The 3708-nt window shown below is 42.0% G+C and carries 3 protein-coding genes; 2 read left to right on the plus strand and 1 reads right to left on the minus strand.

Annotated elements, in window-relative coordinates; all coding sequences use genetic code 11:
* Positions 1-195 (plus strand): hypothetical protein (locus Q7P22_RS11205; RefSeq protein WP_303864193.1); only part of this gene is annotated, 195 nt, incomplete at its 5' end.
* Between the two features lie 339 nt (positions 196-534).
* Here Q7P22_RS11205 and Q7P22_RS11210 read toward each other — a convergent pair.
* The gene (locus tag Q7P22_RS11210; protein ID WP_303864195.1) at positions 535-1590 is read right to left on the minus strand and encodes a LacI family DNA-binding transcriptional regulator; all 1056 of its coding nucleotides are present in this window, start codon (positions 1588-1590) and stop codon (positions 535-537) included.
* 517 nt (positions 1591-2107) lie between these two features.
* Between Q7P22_RS11210 and uxaC the strand changes: the two genes are divergently transcribed.
* Positions 2108-3529, plus strand: coding sequence for a glucuronate isomerase (uxaC, locus tag Q7P22_RS11215; RefSeq protein ID WP_303864197.1), 1422 nt, complete (start codon positions 2108-2110; stop codon positions 3527-3529).
* The last annotated feature ends 179 nt before the right edge of the window (positions 3530-3708 follow it).

The raw sequence follows: 3708 nt of genomic DNA on the forward strand, positions 1-3708 counted from the left end.
GGAAAACGCCGCTATCGCGGCTTAGGGCCTGTCAACGAAAATGGGGTAATTTCACAGAAGGGCATTGCTGAAAAGCTCGGTGTCCCCAATGCCAGGATCAGCGAGATCGAAGGAGAGAAGCGGCTATGCCCCGGGATAAGAGCTGAGTACGACCGACTGCTGAGCGTTCTGCTGGAAAATCAAATTCAAGCTTGACACAGTATAGGAGCGTCATTCGGCACACGATCCTCTGGCCAGGTGTTCGATCTTTATATTATTAAAAGTGGGGGTGTGTTATACGTATTGCTTGAAGATATGTGTTTCTAAGGTGGTAAGAGCGATTAGCTATGAGAGTATTCAGACTACTAGGATTTTGTCGTAGACTCTGGTAGGTTTCAATCACTGTATATAAGAAGTGCATAGGCCTATTTGATTTAGCATCTAGTAAAAGACTAAAATTTAATAACTTTGGAGTGCAGAGCGTCTTAAGATGATTGGAAAAGAGAGCTCCTCATGAGCGTGTGCTCGAAAATCATTGATATATAAGGCATGTGCCTATCTATACTTGAGTTTTGTGGACGCTCTAATAACAAGTTTAGTTGGAATAATACGTGTTTCCTTCTTGCGGTCTGGATCCTTAATTCGGGTGATCATGAGTGATGCTGCTTCATAGCCCATTGTATAAGGATCAGTCATGAACGTTGTGACACCTACATCTAATGTTGATGCCCAGTCCCAGTCCATACTACGAGCCCATCCCCAATCATCGGGTCCGCAGATACCTATCTGATCTGGGATTTTAAGCTTTAGCTTACAAATTGCATTAAATGTAGCAATCAAAGTCACTGTATTAGTGGCATAAATAGCAGGTATTATATTTTTGGGAGTAGAAGCAAGCATCGCATTTAAAGCCATTTCAACAGTTGAAGCTTCCCAAGGGTTTACTATATAAATGTCCTTTGCAACATCTTTGATACCAAAATAAGAAAGATCGCCCTCGGCAAAGGCATCGCGTCTAGCAGTGCGAGCTGAGTTGTTTTCAAATGGTTGCGTGAACAGCACTGCACGACCAAAGCCTTGATGATGGATTTCATGCATAAGCTTTAATGAAGGCTCACGATATGAAGACAGAGCAATATCAAATGTATGATCATCAATGAGTCGGTCAACAAGTACGATGGGCATTCCTGTTGTTGATAGGGAGATAAGTTCATCGTTTTTGGATGTAGTTGTATTAACTATGAGCCCATCAATTTGGTGACCAATAAGGGATTCTATAAGTTCATGCTCACGTTCAGGGGAATCTCCTGCATCGGTGAAAATGGGAGTGTAATTATCCTTGCGTAATCGGTTGCTAATACCATTAAGCAACGAGGTTGCGAATGGGGTAGTAATATTAGCAACAATGACACCGATAAGAAATGACCTCTGAGTTTTTAGGCTTCGTGCCACAGCACTAGGGTGGTAATGCGCGATTTGAATGGCCTTCTCAATGCGGGTGCGCGTTTTCTCGCTTAAAAGATCCTGCTTGCCATTAATATAGCGGGAGACCGTTGTTTTTGATACGCCAGCGGCTGTAGCTATATCGTTGATAGTGGCTTTCCCTTTCATAAGTCTCTTTCATGATTGTCTGTTTTAAGGTAAATAACTTCGATCAGCATACAAAATCAATTTTATTATTTCTATACTAGCAAGTTTGTTCTTGGGTTTACGAATGTTCTGAAAATTATTGGTGTGCTAATGGAGAACGTACTGCTTTTGCTAAGCTCAATGTAGAAGTTAGCCTAAGAGTGAGTTGGTTGTATATCTTAGCTTATGCGCGATAGGGTTTTACTTAAAATGGAACCGATACCAAATATTTTCACATTCTAGACCATAACGTAACGATACGTTAAAAAGTAAATCAGCTCGTTCGGAGAATTAATCTTGAAAAATACAACGTTATGGGTATAGGATCTTCATTGTAATAGTTAATATATAAAATATCTTAGTAATTTATCTGTTGAGGATTGGAAATGGTAACGATTTCAAAATGGAGGCTATACAGATAAAAACCTTTGGGACATGAATGAAAGTTGTTGTAGATGCTTGGAGTAACACAGTCTCAAGATAAAGGGGATGCTTATTAATGAAGAACTTCATGAATGACAAAGATTTTTTACTCTCCACACAGACAGGGGAAAAGCTTTTTCATAATTTTGCTGAAAATTTGCCAATAGTTGACTACCATTGCCATATTTCTCCGAAAGAGATTTTTGAAGACAAGTCCTTTTCATCTATTACTGAGGTTTGGCTTGGAGGAGATCACTATAAATGGCGGCTCATGCGAGCTAATGGCGTAGATGAGCGTTACATTACTGGGGACGCGCCGGCACGGGAGAAGTTTCAGAAATGGGCAGAGACTCTAGAGCGTTGTATTGGGAATCCTGTTTACGAGTGGAGCCATCTGGAGCTTAAGCGCTTCTTTGGATATGAGGGAAATCTTAGTGGTAAAACGGCTGAAGAAGTTTGGGAGCTTGCAAACAAAAAGCTCGCAAGTCGCGAATTTTCTTGCCGCAACTTAATTCGTCGTTCAAATGTTCGTTTAATTTGTACTACTGATGATCCAGCTGATTCTCTTGAGTGGCATAAACGCATTGCCGCTGATGATAGTTTCGATGTCCAGGTAGTTCCGGCAATGCGTCCTGATAAGGCCTTGGGTATTGAGAAAGAGGGCTTTGGTAACTATGTAGCTCAGCTCTCTGAGGCTGCTGGTATGCCTATTAAGTCTTTTGCCGATTTTACGCAAGCTCTTTCCAAGAGGTTTGACTTCTTTGCTGAAATGGGTTGTAAGGCATCAGATCATGCCCTTGACTATGTTGTAGATATCCCTGCAACTGAAGCTGAGCTTGAGCAGATATTTGCTGCCCGTTGTGCTGGGAAGACTGTCAGCAATGAAGATATTCTTAAATACAAGACTGCTTTTATAAAATTTGCAGCTTCTGAATATGTGCGACTTGGATGGGCAATGCAGCTTCATTTTGGTTGCAAGCGGGATAATAACTCAACCATGTTTAAAAAGCTTGGTCCCGATACTGGTTATGATTGCATAAGAAATGGGCAGATGGCCTCTGATCTGTCTGACTTCTTAAACGATATCAATGAAACAAGTGGGCTGCCTAAGACGATTCTTTATAGTCTTGATCCGAATGACACCATGATGATAGATACCGTTATGCAATGTTTTCAGCAGGCGCCAGTTGTAGGCAAACTCCAGAATGGAGCTGCTTGGTGGTTCAATGATTCTGAAACTGGTATGCGAGCGCAAATGACTGCCTTAGCCAATGAAGGGGTTCTCGGCAATTTCATTGGCATGCTTACTGACTCGCGTAGCTTTTTGAGCTATCCACGCCATGAATACTTCCGTCGTGTACTCTGCGGACTCCTCGGTGAATGGGTTGAGCAAGGTAAATACCCCAATGATGAGCAGGCTCTTGCCCACCTCGTACGCGATATTAGCTATAACAACGCAATTCGTTACTTTAACTTTGACCTTAGCGAAGAAGAGTAGGGAAGAGGGACTAATGCGGGCTCTAAGCTATGATGGCCTAAAAGATATGGGATACAAGGGCTTTTTGGTCCCAAAAGATGCTCCTGAGAAAGTCTTACAATTTGGTGAGGGGAATTTTCTTCGTGCATTTGTAGACCGTTATTTCGACCTCGCTAATGAAGCGCTTGGTTGGAATGGCA

Origin of the sequence: Alkalibaculum bacchi, assembly GCF_937875145.1 — a bacterium.
In the GTDB taxonomy this organism is placed as follows: Bacteria; Bacillota; Clostridia; order Eubacteriales; family Alkalibacteraceae; genus Alkalibaculum; species Alkalibaculum bacchi_A.

Bases quoted from the DNA above. Each gene is read 5' to 3' on its own strand.
- Q7P22_RS11210 (WP_303864195.1), bottom strand. From the start codon at position 1,590: ATGAAAGGGAAAGCCACTATCAACGATATAGCTACAGCCGCTGGCGTA.
- uxaC (WP_303864197.1), top strand. From the start codon at position 2,108: ATGAAGAACTTCATGAATGACAAAGATTTTTTACTCTCCACACAGACA.